This window comes from Candidatus Propionivibrio aalborgensis (assembly GCF_900089945.1).
Classification (GTDB): Bacteria; Pseudomonadota; Gammaproteobacteria; order Burkholderiales; family Rhodocyclaceae; genus Propionivibrio; species Propionivibrio aalborgensis.
The window spans coordinates 1-3581 of record NZ_FLQY01000211.1 but is presented as its reverse complement, the minus strand read 5'-3'; the positions used below and the strand labels follow the sequence as shown (position 1 = coordinate 3581).

Sequence of the window (3581 nt, the reverse complement as noted above, 5' to 3'; positions counted from 1 at the left end):
CAATGCCGGGCATGCGCAAGGGATAGTCCGCCTTCAAATCGGCCACCCGCGACAACCACGGCTTGCGGAGGATGATGTCCACCTTTGGCAAGAGCTGCTCGAGAACGGATTTGACGTCACCGGCAATTCCGACGTGGGCTGTTTTGATTTTGTCGAGCTCGGACGGGTCAATGTCGATGTGGATGATCTTCGCCAGCGGACAGAACGCCGCCACTTTTCCCGTCGCGCGGTCATCGAATCGTGCGCCGACGGCGATCAGGAGATCGCATTCATCGAGCGCCAAATTGGTGCAGCGTGCGCCGTGCATGCCGAGCATGCCAAGCGAAAGAGGATGATCCACCGGCATCGCCCCCAGCGCCATCAAGGTCATCACGCTGGGCAACCCGGCCTTTTCGGCTAGGGCGACCGCCAGACCGGATGCGCCCGAATGCACGACGCCGCCGCCAAGATACAGTACCGGGCGCTCCGCCTCGTTGATCATCTCTGCCGCGCAAGCGATCAGATCCGTCCCCGGTGCCGGTGCCGGATCAGCCGCTCCGGGTTCAGGCCATTCGCCAACCTCAACGGACTGGTTTTGCACGTCCTTTGGAATATCGACAAGGACCGGGCCAGGGCGTCCGGAAGCAGCAAGACGGAATGCGCGCGGAATGGCCTCAAGCAATTCCTCCGCCGAACCAACCAGGAAATTGTGCTTGGTGATCGGGATGCTCAGGCCGTAGGTGTCGACTTCCTGAAACGCGTCGGTACCGATCATCGATTTTGGCACCTGCCCGGTGATTGCGACCATCGGGATCGAATCCAGCTTGGCATCGGCAATGGCCGTCAACAGATTGGTCGCGCCCGGGCCCGAAGACGCCAGGCAGACCGCCACCTGTCCGGTGGCCCGTGCCATTCCCTGGGCGATGAAGCCGGCGCCCTGCTCATGCCGAGCGAGTACATGATGGATCGTCGACGATTGCGACAAGGCATCGTATATCGGCAGTATCGCGCCGCCGGGTATGCCGGCCAGCGTTCGCACGCCCTGCCTTTCGAGCAGGCGTACCACAATCTGTGCGCCGGTAAGGGTTTCACTTCTCTTGCTAGTCATCACTACCTCCTAAGTCAATCAGCTGCAGTTGGCGGCCTTGCCGGGCGGTGGTCATGAAAGCAAAAAACCCCGCTCGGCTTGCACCGGCGGGGTTTTGGAAACTTCTGTCGTTTTTCGCTTCGACTTACCTTCTTCCGGCCCTCGACGGTGCATTGGGTACTACCCGTACTACACGAATAGCACGTACAACCGGTACTGCACCGAGGGAAATGACGAACGCTGCCGTGGCCATCGCCAGTGCGATAAGCAATCCGAAAGCATGTGCGTCGAAAGAAAACATGGTGGTAAGTCCAAAGCAAATAACTGTTAAGCGGATTAGAAACGAGTAGGACGAAAAAGACAAGCTCTTTCTTGAGTCAGAACGGACTCAGATCTTCTGTGCACACTTCAGCACGACCAATTTTGGCAGAATGAAGCGCTATCGCAATTCATGAGGCATGGCACACGCCAAGGCGGCAGCGATGATATCCATGTCCTTGTATATGAATTCACGTGAGGCGTATCATGCGGCGGTGTGGTTTCTTTCCTTAATGCTAACCACCACACCTCCCGGGACCGGGTGTCCGGAACGATAAATAGGAGCTCCCATGCCTAAGTCACTTGCAACTCTCTTGCTACTCGCGATCTCAATGCAAGCCCTTGCAGATCCCCTGCTACTGGACGACCTGAAATCACAAAACGGCGTTCGGCTGACTGTCGATGAGCTGAGGGTACTGATGCCGGGAGCCAAAGTTGTCAGTCGGGTAGAAACAACCGGAAGCACCCGGTATTGGATGAACGAGCTAGACGGAAAATTCGTGGCCTCAAGCGACAATCGTTCTGGAATGGGAGGGATGAGCGGCAACACAACGGCCCAAGGCACATGGAGTGTGGCTGACAACGGCACGTACTGTGTCACTCTGGAGTGGCGCAAACTCACTGAAAACTGGTGCCGTTACATTTTCAGATTGGGGGACAAATACTACGGCGTCAGCTCGCTCGCAAGTGGAACGACCAAAGCCCATGAATTCGAGTTCTCTAAATAGGCCTCAAATACCGTCTTGAGACGTTGTTGCGCGACAAACCGGAAAGCATCCAGTCGCTAGGCTCGCGCATCATGAACCCACACAGCGTTGATCGCGCGAAGCTCGAACATCTGACCGATTTGCCGAACGTCGGCAAGTCCATCGCAGCCGATCTGCGCCTGCTCTACATCCACAATCCCGAGCAACTCGAGGGGAGATGTCCATACGCGATGTATGAGCAACTCTGCCAAACCACGGAGAGTCGCCATGATCCATGCATTATCGACGTGTTCATATCCATCACCCGGTTTATGAACGGAGATACCCCTCGCTCATGGTGGGAATACACAGCCGAACGAAAGAAGGAATACGCACTCGGACCGGCTAAATATGATGCCGCCGCCCCACGTTCGAGGTAAGCCGCAATGACAGAGCTCTACATCAGCACCGACGTCGAAACCGACGGGCCGATTCCCGGACCGCATTCGATGTTGAGTATTGGGTCAGCAGCCTACACGGCCGATAAGAAGATCCTCTCGACCTTCAGCGCCAATCTCGAAACGTTGCCCGAAGCCTGCGCTCACCCCAAGACTGCCGCGTGGTGGGCAACGCAACCGGACGCCTGGGCAGCCTGCCGCAAGGATCTTGAATCACCTGTCGCGGCCATGACACGCTACGCGGCCTGGCTTAAATCGCTGCCCCGCCGCATCGTATTCGTGGCCTATCCGGCGGGTTTCGACTTCGTCTTCGTCTATTGGTATCTGATCCGCTTCGCCGGAGAAAGCCCATTCAGCTTCTCGGCGCTGGACATGAAATCATTCGCCATGGCGCATCTGCGCAAGGATTATCGCGACATCACGAAAACCAACATGCCCAGACATTGGTTCGATGAGCTGCCGCATACCCACATCGCATTGGACGACGCGATCGGACAGGGCGCGCTGTTCTGCAACATGCTCAGGGAGAACCGTTCTGCTGGACGATCCTGATCGGTCAGTATTGACATCTGCAGAATGGAGGCGCCATGTGACTCATTGGAACGTCCGGTTCCCCGTATGTTCGCCGCGTCGCAGTCTCGCTGCAGCTGCTCGGCCTGAACGCCGAGCGCCGCTCGATCTCCGCGTTCAGCATCTTTGACCAGTTCCAGTAGATCAATCCCGTCGCCCAGGCGCCGACGCAGATACAGGGCGACGGCGAAATCCTGGTGCATTCGACGCTGATCCAGGAGTATGCCGAAGCACTGACAAGCCACGGGGAAAGCCGGTTTCCGAGCCCTCTTTCCGCGCAAGATGATGCTTTGAGGAATCAGCCCGCGGTGGGACAATGATCCGAAATACGCGGAGGATGCGGCAGCCGAAGCCCCGGCAGCACCGCACAAACTGTCAAGAGGGTCACATGTCGCACGAAAACAGGCTATCGACCGACATCGACTTGCTGATCGACGGAATCGATTCGCTCGACTCGGGTGTGACGGTTTTTGATTCCAGATT

At 57.3% G+C, this 3581-nt stretch carries 5 protein-coding genes; 4 read left to right on the top strand and 1 reads right to left on the bottom strand.

Annotated elements, in window-relative coordinates:
- Positions 1-1087 (bottom strand): thiamine pyrophosphate-binding protein (locus PROAA_RS10590; RefSeq protein WP_245664244.1); only part of this gene is annotated, 1087 nt, incomplete at its 3' end.
- Between the two features lie 587 nt (positions 1088-1674).
- Between PROAA_RS10590 and PROAA_RS10585 the strand changes: the two genes are divergently transcribed.
- The 4 genes from PROAA_RS10585 to PROAA_RS19335 are packed head-to-tail and all read left to right on the top strand — an operon-like array spanning position 1675 to position 3241.
- Positions 1675-2112: a DUF995 domain-containing protein gene (locus tag PROAA_RS10585; protein ID WP_186411309.1), complete on the top strand. Its 438-nt coding sequence runs from the start codon at positions 1675-1677 to the stop codon at positions 2110-2112.
- 26 nt (positions 2113-2138) lie between these two features.
- Positions 2139-2510, top strand: coding sequence for a helix-hairpin-helix domain-containing protein (locus PROAA_RS10580; protein WP_245664243.1), 372 nt, complete (start codon positions 2139-2141; stop codon positions 2508-2510).
- Between the two features lie 6 nt (positions 2511-2516).
- Entirely contained in the window at positions 2517-3080 is a 564-nt protein-coding gene (locus PROAA_RS10575) for a 3'-5' exonuclease family protein (RefSeq protein ID WP_186411308.1), read from the top strand.
- 44 nt (positions 3081-3124) lie between these two features.
- A complete protein-coding gene (locus PROAA_RS19335) occupies positions 3125-3241 on the top strand; it encodes a thioredoxin domain-containing protein (protein ID WP_342669216.1) in 117 nt (38 codons plus the stop codon).
- The last annotated feature ends 340 nt before the right edge of the window (positions 3242-3581 follow it).

What these genes read in the sequence shown, in the direction of transcription:
- PROAA_RS10575 (WP_186411308.1), top strand. Translation starts at nt 2,517, where the DNA reads ATGACAGAGCTCTACATCAGCACCGACGTCGAAACCGACGGGCCGATT.
- PROAA_RS10585 (WP_186411309.1), top strand. Translation starts at nt 1,675, where the DNA reads ATGCCTAAGTCACTTGCAACTCTCTTGCTACTCGCGATCTCAATGCAA.